This window comes from Serinicoccus sp. JS2-9, assembly GCF_059025165.1.
On sequence record NZ_CM180091.1, the window covers coordinates 548389 to 567456 of the forward strand.

The window sequence follows — 19068 nt, forward strand, 5'->3', positions numbered from 1 at the left end:
CGACGCCCGGTGGGTCTGTAGCCAACCACTCGCGACGCCCGGTGGGTGGGGGAGCCGCGACGGTCAGGGAGTCGTCGTCGGAGCGTCGAGCGCCTGGGCCAGGTCGGCCCAGAGATCGTCGACGTCCTCGACGCCGACCGAGAGGCGCAGGAGGGTCTCCGGCACCGTCTCCACCTCGAGGGCGTGCCGACGCCGCCGCTCGATCTGGCTCTCTACCCCACCGAGGCTCGTGGAGTGCACCCAGAGCCGGGTCGCGGCGCAGATCGCCTCGGCCCCGTCGACACCCCCAGCGACCTCGATCGACACCATGCCGCCGAAACCGGGGTAGCGCACCCGCTCCACGACCGGGTGCTCCTCCAGCCGCGAGACGAGCTCGCGGGCGTTGGCCTGGGCCCGCTCCAGGCGCAGGTGCAGCGTGCGCACCCCGCGCAGCACGAGGTAGGTCTCCATCGGGCCGGGGATCGCGCCGTAGAGCGTGCGGTGGGTATGCAGCCGCTCCAGCAGGTCGGGCCGCTCCCCCGAGACGACCAGGGCGCCGAAGAGCGCGTCCGAGTGCCCGGCGAGGTACTTCGTCGCCGAGTGCACGACGACGTCCGCCCCCCAGGTCAACGGCTGCTGCGCCAACGGCGTCGCAAACGTGTTGTCGCACACCACGATCGGCCGGGCGTCGGCATACCGCTCGACCAGCCCCCGCACGACGGCCGCGACATCGGTGACCTCCATCATCGGGTTGGAGGGCGACTCCAGGTGCAGCACGTCCGCCCCCTCACAGGCGTCGACGATCGCCGCGACGTCCTCGGGGGCGACCCGGCGCTGGGTGAGCGCGCCAGCGGCCTCACGGTCCGCGAGCTGGCCGGTCGTGCCGTTGTAGACGTGCGTCGGCGCGACGACCACGCCACCGACCGGGACCAGAGACATGGTGGCCGCGATGGCCCCCATCCCGGAGGCGAAGACCAACGCCTCACCGCCCTCGAGCGAGCCGAGCACCTCCTCCAGCGCCGACCACGTCGGGTTGCCGTCCCGGGCGTAGTCGACCTCCCCGTCGGCGGCATACGTCGAGGTGAAGGTCACCGGCACGTTGACCGGCGCTCCTGGCTCGCGCGCCGGGCGCCCCATCGTCACCACGCGCGTCCCGGCTGCGAGCTCGTCATGGTATGCCGCCTCCCGCCCCTCGGTGCTCTCGGTGAGGTCACTGCTCGTGGTGCTCTCGTGCATGGTCATCCCTCTCCTCGGCGGCTCTGCCGCTCACGATAGGCCGCGGCGGCGACGCGGTTGCCGCAGGTGGTGCTGCAGAACCGCTTGGAACGGTTGCGGGAGAGGTCGACGAAGACCCCCTCGCAGTCGTCGGCCCCGCACCGCTTGAGCCGGGAGACCTCTCCGGCCCGCACCACGTCGATCATCGCCATCGCCGCCTCGACCACCATCCGGCTGGCGAACGGAGCCTCGTCGGGCACCGCGTGCAGATGCCAACCCCATCCGTCGTGGTCGACGAGTCGGGGCACCGCCTGCTCCGCAGCTAGCAGCTCGTTGACCAGGCCGACCACTCCCTCTTCGTCGAGATCCCACAGGACGGCCAGCCGGGGCCGCACGTCTCGCACCGCGGCCAGCTCGCTCGCGTCGGGCCTGCCGGTCCACCCCCAGTGCGCCACGAACGCCCGCATCTCCTCCGCGGTGCCGAGCGCATCCAGGCTCTCCGCCCGGGCCCGCGCCGCCTGCTCGGGCACGAGATGCTCGCTCCCCTCACCGGCGGCGGTGCGGGTGTTGACCAGCGCGGCCATGGATTGCAACGCCACCTCGGTGTCATGGATGAAAAGCACTTTGACTCCTGACGGGTATGGCGAGTATCGTCATTAGTGTCATTTATCGACACCGATGACGCCAACTGAGAGGGGGCCTTCCCCATGACCACGCTCGACACCACCCGCACCCCACGCCCGACCACGGCGCGCACGCGCCTGCGGACCGTGCTCATCGGGCTCGCCGTCGCCCTCGTCTCCGCGGCGATGTTCGGCACCTCGGGCACGGTGGGCAAGAGCCTCATCGTCACCGGCTGGTCACCCGGTGCCGCCGTCACGATCCGCGTCGGCCTGGGCGCCCTCATCCTCGCCGTCCCGGCGGCCCTGGCCATGCGCGGGCACTGGCACCTGCTGAGGCGCCCCGTCACCTGGATCCACACCGGCCTCTTCGGCCTGCTCGCGGTCGCCACCGCCCAGCTGTTCTACTTCCTCGCCGTCGAGCGGCTGTCGGTCGGCGTCGCCCTCATGCTGGAGTACCTCGGCCCCATCCTCGTCGTCGGCTGGCTCTGGGCCCGGCACGGCCAGCGGCCGCGCCGCCTCACCATCGCCGGGATCGTGCTGGCTGTGGGCGGCCTGCTGCTCGTCCTCGACGTGCTCGGTGACGTGTCGCTGGACCTCGTCGGTGTCGTGTGGGGCCTGGTCGCCGCCATCGGCCTCGCGGGCTTCTTCCTCGTCGGCTCGGACGACTCGAGCGGACTTCCGCCGACCGCCTTCGCGGCTCTGGGCCTGAGCATCGGCACCGCCATCCTGGCCTTGGCCGGTCTCCTCGGCGTCCTGCCCATGGCCGTCGGCACCGCCGACGTCGTGCTGGCCGGCATCGACGCCCCGTGGTGGGTGCCGGTGCTCTGGCTGGGCCTCATCGCCGCGGCCGGCGCCTATCTCACCGGCATCGTGGCGGCCCGCATGCTGGGCGCCAAGGTCGCCTCCTTCGTGGGGCTCGCCGAGGTGATGTTCGCCGTCCTCTTCGCCTGGGTGCTGCTCGGTGAGCTGCCCGCTCCGGTCCAGCTGGCCGGCGGAGTGCTCATCGTCGCCGGCGTCGCCGCCATCAAGGCGGACGAGCGCGACGACGAGCTCCCTGGCTCGACGTATGAGGTGGAGCCCCTTCCCGAGGCCTGACCCGTCACGCGTGGGTCCCGTGGGAGTCGGCACCGTCCCCGACTCCCACGGGACCTGCTGCATACCGACATGGCTCCGGCTTAGGGTGACTGCATGACGACGCCCGTCGAGGCCGACGCCGACGTCGGACTGGACCGCCCGCCGACGGCCTGGCGGGTCCTGCGATGGACGACGCTCGCGCTGGGCGTGGTCACGGTGCTCGCCACGATCTTCATCGGCGTCCGGCAGGCTGACTACGCCTCGCTCGAGGCAGCGCTGCGCTCAGGTGCCGTCGACGAGGTGACGGTGCAGAGCCACGCTCCTGGCATCGAGGAGCCTCGACCGGGGGTGGGCACCGTGCGCCTGCAGTGGCGCGCGAACTGGCAGACCCACTCCGCGACGGTCTGGAACGCCGGGTCGGAGAGCACCCTCGAGGGGCACCCACGCCCGAGTGACTCCGACATCAGCGGCGTGATCATCGGCGCCCTCGGTCCGGAGCTGCGGACCCTCAATCCCGATGTCACCCTCACGCAGGAGCAGGTGCCCTCGACGTGGGGCACGCTCGGCAACCGGGACCTCTACGGCGCCTGGGCCGTGCTCCCCGGCCTCCTGTGGATGCTGACCATGCTGACGCTGCTCACCGGCCCCGAGCCACGCTGGGCCACGCGTTGGGCCTGGACCTGGCTGCTCCTGTCGCCGGCGGTCTTCCTCGCCGTGCCCGCCTATCTCGTCTGGGGCGCCAGAGGTGATCACGGCGGCTGGCGGCTGACCGGTGGGTGGGCCTTCCTCGTCTTCCTGCTCGCGAGCGGCAGCTGACCTCAGCTGTCGAAGGTGATGGTCACGTCCTCGTGCCCGAGTGCCGCGAGCAGGCCCTCCAGCATCGCCACGGTGTTGCTCTCGGCGACTTCGAGCAGGACCCCGCCTTCGTCGGCGGCCTGTGCCATCTGCTCGACGGCGGTCTGCTGCGCACGCTGCTCGAGGTCCGACCCGCGGAACCGATTGGTGAGGCCCCGGTCGAAGCTGACGACGTAGCTCTCCTCCAGGTCCAGCGTCGGGTCGCCGACCGTCGGCTGCGGCAGCCGCACCGTGACCCCGCCGTTCTCGTCCGAGACCTGGACCCGGCGCTCGTCCAGCTCCCCGAAGTCGACGACCGCATCGACGTCGCCCTTGCCGACGTAGAGCAGCCGCTCCCCGCTGACCCAGTCGGGCAGGAAGCGGGTGTCCCGCTCCAGGTCGACGACGGTCTCGTAGTAGGCGCTGGCCGCGTGGAACTCGCTGATCTCGGTGAGCGACTGCAGCACCGAGGGCCCGGTGCGGTCGGTCTCCTCCTCCACGAACGGGTTGAGCGAGGGACGCCAGTCGGTCAGCAACGAGAAACCGCCGACCACCGCGAGCAGGAGCACCGGGACCAGCAGCACGGCGCTCAGCCAGCGATTCTTCATCCCTCGACCCTATCCACGCGAACCCGCTCGACCTCGCTGAAGCGCCGACCGCTCACGCCTCGGCGCCGCTCGCCCTCCGCACGAAGTCGGTGATCCCCTCGGCCTCCTCGATCCGCGACGCTTCACCGATGTAGGGCATGTGGCCGGTCTCGAACCATGCGTGCTCGATCCGGTCCAGCGCGCCGTCGGGCAGCCGCAGATGGGCCACCATGTCCTCGGCCGCGGCATAGGGGGTAGCGAGGTCGTAGTAGCCGTACTCGATCCGCACCCGCAGGTGCGGGCCCGCCCGCATGACCCGCTCCAGCTTGTCGACGACGTTGATGGGCCGACCCTCGAACTCCTTGTAGGACCAGTGCTCGATGGCGTCCGAGAAGACGGCATAGGGCAGCTCCAGCTCCGAGCGCAGCTCCGCCTTGAGGTAGTGGTGAATGGCTGCGGCGTAGGGCCCCATGATCGCGTCGATGCTCGGGTCGGCGTCCATGCCCTCGGCGATCCCGGAGTGCAGCAGACCGCGGATGCGCCCGTCGATCCGACCCACCGTCTCGCCCTGCTCCCGCAGCAGCTCGGTGCAGAAGCGCCAGTGCTCGGGTCGCAGGTCGCACCGCTGCACGTAGTCCTCGGAGAGCCCGGTGAGCGCCGCGAGCTGGGCGGCGACGTCATACCTCTCCTCGTCGGTCAGTCGGTTGCCGCGCGAGAGCGCCCAGCGGTAGGGGCCGGCGGCGAACTCCTCGGCGTCGGCGAGCACCTCACGCAGCTCCCGGCCCTCGTGCCGGCCGTGGTAGTGCGCGATCGCGGCGTAGGTCGGCACGTAGTTGAGGCAGGCCTCGTCGAAGCGCACGTAGCGGAAGTCCTGGGTGCCGAAGTCGAGGACGCTGGAGATGAGCACGAGCCCGTTGAGCTGCATCCCGAACTGCGCGAGGAGGTGATCGGCCACCGAGACCGCGCGCGTGGTGCCGTAGGACTCGCCGGCGAGGAACTTCGGGCTCATCCAGCGGTCCTCGCGGGTGCACCAGAGCCGGATGAGCTCGGCGACCTGCTCGACGTCCTTCTTCCACCCGTGGAAGTCCTTGGGCTTGCCGCCCTCGACCGCGCGCGACCACCCGGTCGACATCGGGTCGATGAAGACCAGGTCGGACGCGCGCAGCAGCGTCTCCGGGTTGTCCTTGAGCACGTAGGGCGGCGGGGTCGGCTCGTTGGGCTCGCCCGCGTCGGCGATCCGCGGCCCGAGGACGCCCAGGTGCAGCCACACCGAGCTCGAGCCTGGCCCGCCGTTGAAGACGAAGGTGATCGGTCGACCCACGTCCGGTTTCCCGTCCTCGCCGTCGAGCGTGTATGCCGTCACCGCCAGCTCGCCGCGCGCCGTCCAGCCCCCGAAGACGTCGTCCTTGACCTCTTCCTCCCGGATGACGATGCGCCCGGTCCGCGCCGTGTAGGCGAGATCGCCGTCGGTGGTCGAAATCGTGTGCCGCGTCTCCACGAGCAGGTCGCGCGGCTCGGGCTTGGCTGCTGCGGTGTCCGCGCCGCCGGCAGCCCCCGTGGCCGACGTCCCTGGCGTGTCGTTGCTGCCGGTCCCGCTCGCCTCGTCGCTCATGCCGGTCACCTTAGCCACCACCACGGACAACCCCCAGAGAGCCGCCCTCGAGGCCGTCCCGCTGCCCACGACTTCGCCGCAGCGCGCGCCGGGAAGACACTCGGTATGCAGCTGCCGGACGCGATCGCCGAGGGTCGCCGATGACGATCGCCGGTCTCGTGCTGGATGCCTCGGGTGTGCTCTCCTGGTGCTTCGAGGACGAGTGGACCGAGGCTTCCTCGCCCTCCTGCACCAGCTGCCCGTCGAGATCTCCGAGCACGACCCCGCGCCCGGCGAGCTCGTGGCCCTCGCCCGAGAGAGCGGCCGCGGTTCCTATGACGCCTGTGACCTGCTGACCGCCATGCAGTCGGGCCTTCCCCTGGCCACGCTCGACCAGCGGCTGCGCCAGGCAGCCGTGCGGGCCGGGGTGAGCGTGCTCCCCTGATCCGAGCGCCGACGGACACGCGAGGGGCGGACGGGTCGTGCGACCCGTCCGCCCCTGGCATCAGCGGTCTGGACCTACCGCGTCAGGACCATCGCGAGCCGGGTGAGGGTGTCCTCGGTCCCGGTGAAGCCCTCGCTGGGGTTGAAGGTGTCCTCGTGGAAGTCGATGTCCGGGTCGTCGGCCGTGCCGCCGACCCCGTCGTCACCGACGCCGTAGAGCAGCGGGAAGTTGCCGCCCTGATCCATGAGGTTGAGCACGTCATTGAACTGGTCGACGTGCCAGTTGCCGAAGAAGTGACCTGCCTCGTGCGCGGTGACGTTGCCGACCGCCGTCCCCACGAACTCGATGACGTCGCTCTCCTCGGTGATGTAGGTGTTGAGCGACGCGTCCGGCCCCGCCGGCTCGCTGAGCACGTCCAGCAGCACCAGCGCGGACTCCTCCGTGCCATAGTTGCCGGGGTCGATGCTCTCGGCGATGCCGATCGTGGCGATGCCCGACTCCTCGATGCTGCCACCGATGATGATCCGACTCACGTTGTCCGAGCCCCAGGGGTCTCGGTGGTCGCGGCTGTTGCGGATCCGGATGTCGAAGCGCCGGTTGACGTCGCTGTCGTCGAGGTCCTCGTCGAGGTTCTCCTCGACGGTCTCGATGATCGTGTCCACGAGGTCGTCGTAGTCGTCCTCACTCAGACCCCAGTTGGCCACGTAGTCCTCGAACGGGCTGAGATCGCGGACACCCGGACCACCGAAGATCCCCGTGTTGATCCGCGCCCCGTCGAAGTCGAGGAAGAGCACCTGCCGCGGGCGGTTCTTCTCCAGACCCGGACGGTAGGCCTCGATGACCAGGTCGTAGTCGCCGGTGCCGGCGCTGACCATGACGTAGTGCCATCCGGTCTCGTCGGCGACGTGGTCGGCGACCGCGTTGCCGCCACCGGGTAGCGGCGACTCGGCGGGGTAGAGCGCGGAGGCATCCTGCTGCGAGCCCATGACGAGGTCACCCGACGGGTCGAGCACGCCGACCATCTCGGCACCGCCACTCAGGACCGTGCCGAGCACGTCCCCGTCCTCGAGCTCGACGGCATACACGTCGACGTCGAGGAACCCGACGGAGAGGGTGAGGTCGAACTGCCCCTCGCTCCCTGCGCCGTCCCCGCTGCCGGAGTCGAACGGGTCGACCGGCACGGCGCTGTAGCCGGTCGCCATGACGTAGTAGGTCCCGCCGGCAGCCGCGGTGTAGCTCAGCAAGCTGTCGAAGCCGGGGCCGCCGTCGTCGTCGAAGGCGACGAGCTCACCGGCGTCGTCCCAGAGGAAGACCATCGGGTCCAGCGCGCTGTCCGGCGTGTCCACGGCGGCGGTGAGCGACTCGCCGGCCTCCAGGGTCACGCTGTAGAAGTCCAGGTCACCGCTGCCGGTGCCCGACGAGCCGTGCGGGCCGTCGCCGATCGTGGCCGTGGTGGTGGCCGCCTCGCGGACGGTGCCGACGCCGCTGTCGGTCGCGAGCGGGATCGACCCGTCGTCCTCGACGCCCGGCGCGATCTCCTCGGCCTCGCCCGCCGCAGGCTCTGCCAGCGAGCCCGAGATCTGGGCGACGTTCGTCTCCCTCCTCTCGGTCCCGAAGTCCTCGATGACCTGGGCCGTGTCGATCGTGTCGTTCTCGCCGCGGGTGTCCGCGGCCTCCTCCTCGGTCACGACGATCGGCTCATCGGACCGCTCCCACGTGGGTCCGTTGCGCGCAGCCGCGGCCCGGGACGAGGCCATGGCGCGTTGCTGCGCCTCGGCCTCCTGCTCCATCACCTTGGCCCAGCCCGCGTAGTCCGCCTCGGCGGGGTCCGGCAGCAGGGCCAGCCAGGGGTTGGGCCCGAGCGGTTTACCAGCGGACTTCTCCGCCACCTGCAGGCCCAGCGACAGCGCCGCCTCCTGCGGATGGCCGCCCGCCCCGTTGTCCGGTTGTGCCACAGCGGCCGGCGCCAGCACGAGCGCTGCTGCCGTGACCGCCCCGTAGATCATCCTGCGTTGCATCATTGCTCCTCAGTTCCTACGACCCGCCCGATCAGGCGAGGGGATGGGAACAGCACTGTCCCCCCCTCGATCACCCTAGGGTCCGGACGCCCCGAGGGGAAGACCCCAACCGGACCCCGTCGGGCTTTCACCCACCCGGTCGGGCCACTCCCCGCTGTGGTCAGATGAGGGTATGACGAACCCCCTCCTCTCCCCCTCGACGCTGCCCTTCTCCCTGCCGGACTACGCGTCGCTCACCGACGCGCACGTGCGGGAGGCGCTGGAGGTGGGGATGGGTGAGCAGCTCGAGGCCCTGCGGACGCTCGCCGACGACCCGGCCCCGGCCACCGTCGCGAACGTGCTGCACGCCTGGGAGACCAGCGGGGCCACCCTCGACCGGACGCTGTCCGCCTTCTGGGTCGCCAAGTCCGCCGACACCAACGACGAGCGCGACGCGATCATGGCCGAGTTCGCGCCACGTCTGTCGGAGCACGGTGACACGATCATGCTCGACGCCGACCTGTATGCCCGGCTCACCCAGCTGCGCGAGCGCGCCGACGCCGGCGAGGTCGAGCTCGACGAGCAGGACCAGTTCGTGCTCACCGAGCGGCTGCGGGCCTACGAGCGCGGCGGCATCGCCCTGCCCGAGGCCGAGCAGGCACGACTGCGCGAGCTCAACTCCGAGCTCGCGACGCTCTCCACCGAGTTCGACCGGCTGCTCGTCACCGGGCGGGCCGCGGCGGCGGTCCACGTCACCGACGAGGCCGCGCTCGCCGGGCTCGACGAGGGCGACCGGGCCGGGCTCCGCGAGGCGGCGCAGGCCAGGGACCTCGACGGCTGGCTCGTGACGATCACCAACACCACCGGCCAGCCGATCTTGGACCAGCTCGAGGACCGGGGGCTGCGCGAGCAGGTCTTCCACGCCTCCGTGGAACGGGGCCTGGGTGGGGAGCACGACACCCGCGACCTGCTCGTCCGCATCGCCCGGCTGCGGGCGGAGCGGGCCACGCTCCTGGGCTACCCGCACCACGCGGCCTACGTCCACGAGGTCGGGTGCGCCCGGACCACCGACGCGGTGAACGACCTGCTCGCACGTCTCGCCCCGGGAGCCGTGACCCTCGCCGAGCGCGAGGCCGAGGCGCTGCGCGAGAAGCTGCATACCCTCGAGCCGGAGGCGACGCTGGAGGGCTGGGACTGGCAGTTCCTCGCCGCGCGCACCAGCGGCGACGGCGAGTTCGACACCGCGCGGCTCACCCCCTACCTCGAGTTCGAGCGGGTGCTGCACGAGGGTGTCTTCGCCGCCGCGACCGCGCTCTACGGCATCACCTTCCACGAGCGGGAGGACCTGGTCGGTTACACCGCCGAGGCCCGCGTCTTCGAGGTGCGCGAGGAGGGCGGCGAGCCGCTCGGCGTCGTCATCCTCGACCCCTACACGCGTCCCACGAAGAAGGGTGGCGCGTGGATGACGAGCATCGTGGACCAGAGCCACCTGCTCGGCGACCTGCCCGTCGTCACCAACACGTGCAACGTGCCGCCGCCGTCGGCGGGCTCCCCCAGCCTCATGACCTGGACCAACGTCATCACGCTGTTCCACGAGTTCGGCCACGACCTGCACGGGCTGCTCTCGGACGTGCGCTATCCCTCCCGCTCGGGCACGTCGGTGCCGCGCGACTTCGTCGAGTTCCCGAGCCAGGTCAACGAGATCTGGGCCTGGGAGCCGGCGCTGCTCGAGCGCTACGCCCGGCACCACGAGACCGGCGACCCGGTGCCCCCGGAGTGGATCGAGCAGCTGGCCGCGAGCCGCACCGAGACGGGCTATCACACCCTGGAGCTGCTCAAGGCGATGATCCTGGACCAGGCCTGGCACCAGACCCCGCTCGCCGAGCTGCCGGAGGACGGCGCGGGCGTGGAAGCCTTCGAGGCCGCGGCGCTGGAGCGCGCGGGCGTCGCCTTCCCGCTCGTCCCGCCGCGCTACCGGTCGGCCTACTTCCACCACATCTTCGGTGGCGGCTATGCCGCGGGCTACTACTCCTACCTCTGGTCCGAGGTCATGGACGCCGACACGGTGGCGTGGTTCCGCGAGCAGGGCGACGCCGACCACCCCGGAGGTATGACGCGTGCCGCCGGCGACATCTTCCGCGCCGAGCTCCTCGGTCGGGGCGGGTCGATCGAGGCGCTGGAGACCTACCGCCGCTTCCGTGGCCGCGACCCCGAGGTGGGCCCGCTGCTGGACCGGCTGGGCCTCACCGGCTGAGGGTCCCCCACGGGCCGCGGCAGGCCCCATGGTTCCTGGCCCTCCTCCACTGCGTGCCCAGCCCACGCGTGATGGCCAGCCCCCCGGTACCTCGCCTTCCCCACGGTCCCTGGCCGGCCCCGCGGTTCCTGGCCCTCCCCCACTACGTGCCCAGCCCACGCGTGATGGCCAGCCCCCCGGTACCTCGCCTTCCCCACGGTTCCTGGCCCGCCCCACGGTCCACGGCCCTCCCCACTGCTGCAGCTGGAGGGCCACCCGCCAACCGTGGGGCCTCCCGCCGTGCGTGGGGCCAGGGTTCTCGCACGCCACCCACCCACCGTGGGGCCATCCGATTTCCGTGGGGCTGATGTCTGCTGAGCCCTGACGCCAAGGCCGCCACAGGCGTAGGTTGACGGGTATGACGCGCAACGGGGCGACGGCAGCAGCGAATCTCAGCGAGTTCTCGGCGCCCACCGGGCCAGATCAGATCCGCACCGTGGTGCTGGTCGGACCGCAGGGCACGGGCAAGAGCGCGCTGCTCGAGCAGTTGACGACCGGTCAGCTGGGCCACGTCAAGGACGCGGAGGAGGCGTCGACCGGCCTGGGCGTCGCGGCGACCGTGCACGAACCCACCGGCACCGTCGTCACCGTCGTCGACAGCCCCGGCCGCCCCGACTTCGTGGGCGACGTGCGCGCCGGGCTGCGGGCCGCCGACGCGGTGCTCTTCGTCGTGGCCGCCGGGAGCGGCATCGACGAGGCCACCAGGCTGCTGTGGCGCGAGTGCGACGCGGTCGGCATACCTCGCGCGGTCGCCGTCACCCAGCTCGAGCTGGCCCGGGCCGACTGGGACACCGTGGTCACCGACTGCCGCCGGATCTTCGGCGACGCGGTGCCGCTGGCGCTGCCGGTGCTCGAGGGCAGCCCATCCTCCCTGACCGCCATCGTCGACCTGCTCGACCAGACCCGCACCGACGCCGACGGGCGGACCCGCGACCTCGACGACGACGAACGGGCCGAGATCGAGGAGGCCCGCAACACGCTCATCGAGTCGGTCATCGAGGAGTCCGAGGACGAGTCGCTGCTCGACCGCTATCTGTCCGGCGAGGAGATCGACCTGGAGGCGCTGCGTGCCGACCTGCGCACGGCCACCGCGACCGCACGCTTCTTCCCGATCATCCCGCTCAACCCGCCGACCGGCACCGGTGTGCCGGCCCTGCTGGACCTGATCGTCGCGGCCTTCCCCTCGCCGGAGCGCGCCTGGATGCCGGCGGTGATGACACCCGAGGGCGGGTCCTTCGGCACGCTCACCGCCGACCCGGACGGCCCTCTCGTCGCGCAGGTGATCCGCACCTCCACCGACCCCTACGTCGGCCGACTCTCGCTCGTCCGGATCTTCTCGGGCACCCTCGCCTCCGATACGAAGCTGCACGTCAGCGGCCACCTGGAGTGGGTCGTCGGGCACGAGGTGGAGGGCCACCCCGGCCATGACGAGGACGACGAGCGGGTGGGCCAGATCAGCACGCCCGTCCCCGGCGGCACCCAGGCGCGCAGCTCGGCGATCGCCGGCGAGCTGGTGCTCGTCACCAAGCTCGCGAGCGCCGGCACCTCGGACACGCTGTCCACCACCGACCAACCAGCCCTGGTCGAGCCCTGGCTGCTCCCGGAGCCGCTGCTGCCGGTGGCGATCCATGCCAGCGCCACCAAGGACGAGGACAAGCTCGCCGGTGCGCTGCAGCGACTGCTCTCCGAGGACCTCACCCTGCGGCTGGAGCGCAACGCCGAGACGCACCAGCTCGTGCTCTGGACCCTCGGGCCGGCGCACGTCGACGAGGTGCTGGCCCGGCTGCGCGACAAGCACCACGTCGAGGTCACCACCGACCCCGTGCGCACCTCGCTGCGGGAGACCTTCGTGCGCCCGGTCGACGTGCAGGGTCGCCTGGTCAAGCAGTCCGGAGGGCACGGGCAGTATGCCGTCGTCCAGCTCGAGGTCGAGCCGCTCGAGCGGGGCGCGGGGATCGAGTTCGTCGACAAGGTCGTCGGTGGCGCCGTGCCACGCAACTTCATCCCGTCGGTGGAGAAGGGCGCCCGGCACCAGCTGGGCGAGGGGGTGCTCGCCGGCTACCCCTGCGTCGACGTCCGGATCACCCTCGTCGACGGCAAGGCTCACTTCGTCGACTCCTCCGACATGGCCTTCCAGAACGCCGCCGCCCTCGCGCTGCGCGAGGCGGCCAACGAGTCGACCGTCTCGCTGCTGGAGCCGGTCGACACCATCGAGGTGACCGTCGGCGACGACTACGTCGGGGCGGTGCTGGCCGACCTGCGCGGGCGTCGCGCCCAGGTGCACGCCACCGCGCCGGCCGAGCTGGACGCGCATACCGTCATCACCGCCGACGTGCCCCAGCACGAGCTGTCGCGCTATCCCATCGACCTGCGCTCGGTCGCCCACGGGTCAGGGTCGTTCACCCGGACCTTCGCCCGCTACGACTACCTCCCGCCCGCACTGGCTCGCGAGCTCACGGGCTGAGGCACCCACGCTTGCTGACAGGCCCCGCTCTTGCCGACAAGCCCCACGCTTGCTGACAGGCCCCACTCTTGCCGGCCAGCCCCACGGTTGGCGGAGTTCCCTACGGCTGCGGCCGTAGGGAGTCCGGCTAGGCGTGGCGCGAGCGACCAACCATGGGGCGCCGCGCGCACCACCTGGGCAGCCACGCGTCATACCGGCGTGGCGAGCAGCTCCACCAGGTGCGCGTCGACCTCGTCCAGGTAGGACTGCTCGAAGCCGAAGAGCCCGAAGTGCCCGCCGATCGTGTGCAGCACCCGCAGCTCGCTCCCGGGGATCAGCGCCTGCTCGGCGGCGCAGTCGCGGGGAGGGAAGAACATGTCCTCGTCGATCGGCATGACGAAGGTCTTGGCCGTGATCCGTCCCAGCGCCGCAGCGAGGTCGCCATCGGTATGCCGTGCCACGTCACCTCGCTGCCACTTCCACCCCATCGTCAGCAGCGCGTTGGGATCCATGAGGCCGAAGAGCAGCCGGGTGAAGTTCTGCTGGAACTCTTCGAAGGTGTCCCACCCGGCTCCCTCGACCACGGGCGGCATCCCGCGCCAGAACTCCGTCTTCCAGAACTCGGTGGACAGCCCCATGATCGCCCAGATGTCGGCGTGCCGGTGCAGGCCCGCGGTGACGTCGGTGTGGGAGGCGTACTCACCGTCGTTCCACCCCGGGTCGGAGGTGATGGCCTCCATCAGGGTCTGGGTGAAGAGGAAGTCGTGCGGGGTGTTCTGCGCCGTGCCGGCGATGGGTGCCGCCCGCAAGACCTTGTCGGGGAAGCGGACGGCCCACTCGTAGGTCTGTTGAGCCCCCATCGAGCCCCCCACGACCAGCGCCAGCCGCTCGATGCCGAAGACCTCGCGGAGCAGCTGCTCCTGGGCTCGCACGTCATCTCCGATCCGCACGCGCGGGAAGCGCGACATCGCGATCTCGGGATCGCTCGTGGTGTGCGGTGAGGTCGACAGCCCGTTGCCGATCTGGTTGACGACGACGATGAAGTACTTCTCCGGGTCCAGCGCACGACCCGCGCCGAGGTATACCTGCCACCAGGTCGCGTGCGTCCCGGAGAACCACGTGGGGATGAGGATGGCGTTGGACCGGTCCTCGTCCAGCGTGCCGTAGGTCGCGACCGCGAGCTGCAGGTCGGGGATGACCCCGCCCTCCTCGAGCTCGAAGCGACCGAGCGCATGGAGCTCGTAGTCGCCCTGCATCTCGGCGGTGTAGAACGGGTTGTCCAGGGGCATCGCGACCTCCTCGTCGGTGACCCCCAAGGTAAGGGAGAGCTGAGAGGGCGTCCATTCGACGGCCAGAGACCGCAGGCGAGCCCAACGCCCATCACCACGTCGTGCGGCCGGCCCCACGGTTGGTGGCGTTCCCCACGCTTCGCGTGAGGCCCCACGGTTGGTGGCGTTCCCCACGTCTGCGGCCGTGGGGAATCAGGCCAAGCGTGAGGCGAGAAGCCAACCGTGGGGCTTCTGACCCGACTCTCAGGACGCGACCTCCGGGCGCCGCGCTCGCACGACGGCCGCCGAGGCGAGCTCGTGCACCTCGTGGGTGCGCTGGATCTCGATGTCCGCGAACCCCGCCTCGCCCAGCATCCGCCGGTAGTCCTCCTCGACCAACGCGCCGGCGATGCAGCCGGTCCACTGCTCCACCTCCTCGAGGTAGCCCTGCACGAACTCCACGTTTCCCACCCCCGCCTCGTCGGCGTTGCGGCGGGCCAGCTCCAGCATCTGCGGGGTCATGTCCAGGCCGATCGCGCGACCGGTCGGCCCGACCCGACGGGCCGAGATGAGCACGTCACCCCCGGTCCCGGAGCCGAGGTCCAGCACCGTCTCCCCCTCGTGCAGGTCGGCCACCGCGGTGGGCACGCCGCATCCCAGCGAGCCCTCGAGCGCGGGCTCAGCGCCGTCGGCGGCGTCAGCAGAGCCGTAGAGCGAGACGCCGAAGACGCCCTCCGGGGTGAGCTGATCCAGGTCCAGACCGCCTGGTCGAGCCCCGTCGCCGGAGCCGCAGCACTCTGCAGCCGCCTCGCCCCCCGCCCCGGCCGAGCGGGCCTCGATCTGCCGTGCGGCCTCGGCGTAGCGCTCCTGGACGGCGTCGCGGAGGGTGGGGTCAGACATGCTCGGTCTCCTCGTCGTGGTGGGTGGTCCGCAGGTGCGGGGGCAGGTCCTCGACGCAGCACGCGCCTCCCCGGATGACCAGCGCGGCCACGTCGGGGAACTCCTGCAGGCAGGCGGGGTTGACGGCATACCGATTGCTGGTCCCCTCGCGCGTCAGCGTGAGGAAGCGGGCGGCCGCGAGCGCCGCGAGGTGATGGCTGACGGTGGACTGCGCCAAGGGGAACGCCTCGACGATCCGGCCGACCGGGACGGGTCGCTCGTGCTGGGCGAGCCATGCCAGCAGCTGCACCCGGGTGGCGTCGGACAGGGTCCGGAACCATTCGGCATACCTCTCCGCGGCGTCGCGGTCGAGCATCACGGGAGCATTCATCGATGATCGACGATAGTCGATCCTAGCGCAGGGGACAAGGTCGGCCTTAAGGTGTACGCGAGGAACGACCATGACGCCGCACCGCACCACCGTCGTCGGTCGTGATCACCCGCGACGGGTGGTTCACGACCATCTGTGCGCGGGCTCATCGGTCCTCCTCGAAGGCCCCGCAGGTATCGGCAAGTCGCTGCTGGGCACCTCGGTTCTCCGGCAGCCTCCGTGCTCGGCCCGCCTGGTCGCGACCATGATCGGGACGCGCGAGACATCGGCCGTCGCGCTGGCTACCCTCGCGAGCGGCGCCCCGTTGCCACGCCGGGCCAGCCCGACGCAGATCTATGCCACCCTTGTCGACCGGTGGACCCGCAGCCTCGCTCCGGGCTCGCGCCCCCTCATCTACCTCGATGACGCCCACCTCGTCGACGCGACGACGGCGGCCTTCCTACGAATCGGGATCGACGCGGGCAGCCTGCAACTCCTGGCCTGCCGCCGGACCCCGGGGCCGCTGCCCGAGCACCTCGCTGCCTTGCTGACCAGCGGACTGCTCGTCAGCCACACGGTGGCGCCCCTCACCGATGCGGCGATCCGTCGGGTGATCGGCCAGCATGCCCCGGTCGCGCCCACGGCCGGCACGGTCGACCAGATCGTCGCCCTGGCGCACGGCAACCCGCTCTACGCACGTGAGCTGGCGCGGACCATCGCCGACGGATCGTTGCCTGACCTACACCAGAGTCTCGAGTCACTCGTGGGTCGAGCGGTCCTCGACTGCGACCCACCCGCGCGACGGCTGCTCGAACTTGTGGCCGTAGCCCAGCCCGTACCCATGTCACTGCTGGTCGCGCGCCGTGACGCACAGGCAGAGCTTCGGCGCCGCGGGCTCCTGCTCTGCGACGGCAGGGGCGATGTCCGCATCGACCATCCGTTGCGCCGAGAATGGATCCTGGCCGACCTCGGGGCAGGCGCCAGCCAGACCCTCGCCGCATTCATCGACGCCGTCGGTGTGGAGACGGTGCGCCGCCTCGACCCCGTCCGGTATGTGGAGTGGTGCCGCCTGGCAGCACGTCCGGTGGAGGCGGCGGAGTTGCGAGAGGCCGTCTCGTCAGCACTGGCGCGAGACGATCCCCGCACGGCACTGAGCCTGCTCGACGGCGACCCCATCGGCCCCCAGGCCACCGCCCCCGATCCCGACGGCCTGCGAGCTCAGGCTCTGCTGGCGCTCGGTCGAACCTCCGAGGGGATTGCGGCCCTCGAGGAGCGACTGCGCCTCGGCGCGCCCACACCAGCGCTGGCGATGGCCTGCGTGCGCCACTTCGCGCTGGGTCAGCAGGACACGGCGCGGGCGGAACAGGTGGTCCGTGATCTCGTCGAGTGCTCCGGGCCGGATACACGCCTCGCGGCGCTCAACTGCGAGGTCTGGCTCGCCAACTTCTGCGGGCTCTCGGCCAGCACTCCCCTGGACGACTGGGCGCAGACGGCCAGCACCGAGGCGGACCCAGACCGACGGGCCGAACTCCAGGCCGGAATCGGCAAGGCCATCCTGCTCCGCGACGGCCCCGGCCGGGCCCGACCCCTGATCGAGACGTCGGGGCAGCGGGTCGGTCGAGCCGACTGGACGACCTCCCATGGCCGGCCCGCCACGGTCCAGCTCATGCAGGGTCTGGCGTCGGGGGATCTGGCGACCGCCTTGCCACGGATGCACGCCGCTCTTCATCTCGCACGCCAACACCACGACATCGAGTCGCAGCTCTGGATCGCTGGGGCGGGCAGCCTGGCCTTAGCCATCGCAGGGCAGGTCTCGCGAGCGGTCGAGACTTCGCGATCGGTCGACGTCTACCACCGAGCAGACGGCTGGTTCCGCTTCCATGGGATGGTCGAGCTGATCCAGGCAGGGACTGCCGCCTACCTCCGCGAGACGACCCACCTCGATCGTCTCTGCGGACCCGTCGACGGCCCCGGCATCTACCCCTTGGCCCGTGCCCGCGCAGCCGATCTCGCCGCGGGATTCCGAAGCCGCAACGAGGAGGTGAGGGACAAACGTGCGGGCCCGCACGACGACGACGCGGTGCACCACGCTCTGGAGATCCTGGCCGGCCGCGGTCACTACCTCTACGCAGCGCTGCTGGGCCTCGAGGTGACCGACCTCACCACGGCTTCCGACGTGCAGGAGCACCTGGCCGACATCGTGCCTGCGCAGATGGACGGGGTGGCTGACGTCTGCCGCGGCGCAGCCCGGGCGCGCCTCTCCCTCGACCCCGCGGAGTTGGTCCGTCTCGCTCGTCGTGCGGAGCAGTCGGGGTGGGTGGTGCCTGCCCTACGCCTGTACGGCGATGTGCTGCGCCTCGCCGACGACCAGGACGTCGGGCCGGTCGCCCGCGGAGCGGTGCTGCGCCTGCTCGCGGCCTGGCAGGGTGAGGACCCGTGGTGGCTCCCACCGCTGCCCACCCTGCGCCAGCGCGAGATCGCCCAGCTCATCGCCGCCGGGCCGTCCAGTCGGCAGATCGCGACCGAGCTCCGGCTGTCGACCCGCACCGTGGACAACCATCTGCAACAGGTCTTCGACTTCGTGGGCGTGCACGACCGCGCCCGGCTGGGCGTGCTCCTCGGCGGAGCCGCGGCGGCCCCACGCGGCTAGCCGCGAGCCACCGCCCTGCGCCGGGTCGACCGGGCGCACACCCGGGTCAGCGCGCCGCGAGCGCCGGGATCCCACCCAGCAGGGCCCGGGTCCGTGGTGCCGGCTCGACACCGAGATCACCCACCAGGCGCTCCCGGCACGCGCCATAGGCCAGTACGGCCGCGGCGTCGTTGCCCGCCTCACGCTCCAGGGCGATCAGCTCGCGCCACCCGTCCTCCCCGTAAGGTTCTCGCCGCACGACCTCGAGGAGCGCCTCCCGGGCCGGTGCCCAGCGCTCCAGGCCGCGCCGGGCCCGGCCCAGCAGCAGGAGAGCCTCGACGTACTCGTCGTCGGCCCGGTCGCGCAGCTCCTGCACCCACGGCACCTCCACCCCGGGCAGCGCCTCCTGGCACAGCACCGACCGGGCACTCTCCGCGAGGCGCTCGGTGACGGCATACCCGGCGGTGTCCGCGGTGACCGACGCCTCCCGCAGCCAGTCCCGTGCCTGCTCGAGATCGACGCTCAGCCCGGGGAGGTGCACGTGATAACGCCCCGAACGATGCGCGACGCAGTCCGTCTGTGCCCCGACCGCGAAGAGCAGCCCGCGGACCCGGCTGACCAACCCCCGCAGCGCAGGCCGCCACCGGGCCGGCAGCCGCTGCGGCCAGATCTGCTCGGCCAGTTCCTCAGGCGACCAGCAGCGATATCGCTCCAGCAGCAGGAGCGCGGCCACGAGGCGTGGCTGCGGCCCGCCGAAGGCGGCGTCCTCCACCCGGCCCACCTCTCCGTCGAGCGTCATGGCGCCAGCGACGCAGAGATGGACCCGGGCAGCCCCAGCCGC

The 19068-nt window shown here is 71.4% G+C and carries 15 protein-coding genes; 6 read left to right on the forward strand and 9 right to left on the reverse strand.

Annotated elements, in window-relative coordinates:
• Positions 1–63 precede the first annotated feature (63 nt).
• Both AC5PYY_RS02795 and AC5PYY_RS02800 read right to left on the reverse strand, forming a co-directional pair.
• Entirely contained in the window at positions 64–1215 is a 1152-nt protein-coding gene (locus AC5PYY_RS02795; protein WP_493898285.1) for a trans-sulfuration enzyme family protein, read from the reverse strand.
• Positions 1216–1217: 2 nt separating this feature from the next.
• Entirely contained in the window at positions 1218–1817 is a 600-nt protein-coding gene (locus AC5PYY_RS02800; RefSeq protein WP_493898286.1) for a CGNR zinc finger domain-containing protein, read from the reverse strand.
• 84 nt (positions 1818–1901) lie between these two features.
• On the opposite strand from AC5PYY_RS02800, the gene AC5PYY_RS02805 reads away from it, so the two are divergent.
• Together AC5PYY_RS02805 and AC5PYY_RS02810 are read left to right on the forward strand one after the other, a co-directional pair.
• Complete coding sequence (locus AC5PYY_RS02805) at positions 1902–2912, forward strand: EamA family transporter (protein WP_493898287.1); 1011 nt, start codon at positions 1902–1904, stop codon at positions 2910–2912.
• Positions 2913–3005: 93 nt separating this feature from the next.
• Positions 3006–3707, forward strand: coding sequence for a hypothetical protein (locus tag AC5PYY_RS02810; RefSeq protein ID WP_493898288.1), 702 nt, complete (start codon positions 3006–3008; stop codon positions 3705–3707).
• Positions 3708–3709: 2 nt separating this feature from the next.
• Here the strand turns inward: AC5PYY_RS02810 and AC5PYY_RS02815 are convergent, their stop codons facing one another.
• Together AC5PYY_RS02815 and AC5PYY_RS02820 are read right to left on the reverse strand one after the other, a co-directional pair.
• Complete coding sequence (locus tag AC5PYY_RS02815; protein WP_493898289.1) at positions 3710–4333, reverse strand: DUF4230 domain-containing protein; 624 nt, start codon at positions 4331–4333, stop codon at positions 3710–3712.
• A gap of 52 nt (positions 4334–4385) precedes the next feature.
• A complete protein-coding gene (locus AC5PYY_RS02820) occupies positions 4386–5924 on the reverse strand; it encodes a S10 family peptidase (protein ID WP_493898290.1) in 1539 nt (512 codons plus the stop codon).
• A 187-nt stretch (positions 5925–6111) separates the two neighbouring features.
• On the opposite strand from AC5PYY_RS02820, the gene AC5PYY_RS02825 reads away from it, so the two are divergent.
• Positions 6112–6348 carry a type II toxin-antitoxin system VapC family toxin gene (locus AC5PYY_RS02825; RefSeq protein ID WP_493898291.1) on the forward strand — a complete coding sequence of 79 codons (237 nt, stop codon included), beginning with the start codon at positions 6112–6114 and terminating at the stop codon, positions 6346–6348.
• 74 nt (positions 6349–6422) lie between these two features.
• Here the strand turns inward: AC5PYY_RS02825 and AC5PYY_RS02830 are convergent, their stop codons facing one another.
• The gene (locus AC5PYY_RS02830; RefSeq protein ID WP_493898292.1) at positions 6423–8369 is read right to left on the reverse strand and encodes a PPC domain-containing protein; all 1947 of its coding nucleotides are present in this window, start codon (positions 8367–8369) and stop codon (positions 6423–6425) included.
• A gap of 169 nt (positions 8370–8538) precedes the next feature.
• Here AC5PYY_RS02830 and AC5PYY_RS02835 point away from each other — a divergent pair, with 169 nt between their 5' ends.
• Both AC5PYY_RS02835 and AC5PYY_RS02840 read left to right on the forward strand, forming a co-directional pair.
• Complete coding sequence (locus AC5PYY_RS02835) at positions 8539–10599, forward strand: M3 family metallopeptidase (RefSeq protein ID WP_493898293.1); 2061 nt, start codon at positions 8539–8541, stop codon at positions 10597–10599.
• 397 nt (positions 10600–10996) lie between these two features.
• Positions 10997–13102, forward strand: coding sequence for an elongation factor G (locus AC5PYY_RS02840; RefSeq protein WP_493898294.1), 2106 nt, complete (start codon positions 10997–10999; stop codon positions 13100–13102).
• Between the two features lie 188 nt (positions 13103–13290).
• Here AC5PYY_RS02840 and AC5PYY_RS02845 read toward each other — a convergent pair whose 3' ends face one another.
• From AC5PYY_RS02845 to AC5PYY_RS02855, 3 genes are all read right to left on the reverse strand, one after another.
• Positions 13291–14370: an alpha/beta fold hydrolase gene (locus AC5PYY_RS02845; RefSeq protein ID WP_493898295.1), complete on the reverse strand. Its 1080-nt coding sequence runs from the start codon at positions 14368–14370 to the stop codon at positions 13291–13293.
• Between the two features lie 243 nt (positions 14371–14613).
• A complete protein-coding gene (locus AC5PYY_RS02850) occupies positions 14614–15249 on the reverse strand; it encodes a methyltransferase domain-containing protein (RefSeq protein ID WP_493898296.1) in 636 nt (211 codons plus the stop codon).
• On the reverse strand, positions 15242–15619 hold the full coding sequence (locus AC5PYY_RS02855) for an ArsR/SmtB family transcription factor (protein ID WP_493898297.1): 378 nt from the start codon (positions 15617–15619) through the stop codon (positions 15242–15244). The genes AC5PYY_RS02850 and AC5PYY_RS02855 overlap by 8 nt, the downstream gene beginning before the upstream one ends.
• 70 nt (positions 15620–15689) lie before the next feature.
• On the opposite strand from AC5PYY_RS02855, the gene AC5PYY_RS02860 reads away from it, so the two are divergent.
• Positions 15690–18248 carry a LuxR C-terminal-related transcriptional regulator gene (locus AC5PYY_RS02860; protein WP_493898298.1) on the forward strand — a complete coding sequence of 853 codons (2559 nt, stop codon included), beginning with the start codon at positions 15690–15692 and terminating at the stop codon, positions 18246–18248.
• Positions 18249–18294: 46 nt separating this feature from the next.
• Here AC5PYY_RS02860 and AC5PYY_RS02865 read toward each other — a convergent pair whose 3' ends face one another.
• Positions 18295–19026 carry an AfsR/SARP family transcriptional regulator gene (locus AC5PYY_RS02865; RefSeq protein WP_493898299.1) on the reverse strand — a complete coding sequence of 244 codons (732 nt, stop codon included), beginning with the start codon at positions 19024–19026 and terminating at the stop codon, positions 18295–18297.
• Between the last annotated feature and the right edge of the window lie 42 nt (positions 19027–19068).